At 31.7% G+C, this 290-nt stretch carries 1 pseudogene; it reads right to left on the bottom strand.

Annotated elements, in window-relative coordinates:
- A pseudogene (locus ELQ12_RS10015) lies at positions 1-290 on the bottom strand (VgrG protein); the annotation flags it as partial.

Genomic DNA, 290 nt, shown 5'->3' on the forward strand with positions numbered 1-290 from the left:
GTGATATTATCAGCTACCATGCTTGTATTTTTATCACTTTCAAATCCTATGGATTCATTACTTGTAAAAAGAATATTGTCTTTGCTTTTATAATCCATCTCTTTCTCGCTTAATACTTGCATTTTATCGCTGATATTAATATCATAATGCCCCTCAACCACCTCCTTTTTATTTCCCTTCACATTTCTTGTCTCATCCTTATGGATAATAGTGTTTTGATTAGCACCTATTTCTATGTCTTTGTTTTCTCCTACAAACTCATGAGAGTTTTTAGCCACTCTTACTTTATT

It is taken from the genome of Campylobacter sp. US25a (genome assembly GCF_004379075.1).
Taxonomy (GTDB): domain Bacteria; phylum Campylobacterota; class Campylobacteria; order Campylobacterales; family Campylobacteraceae; genus Campylobacter_D; species Campylobacter_D jejuni.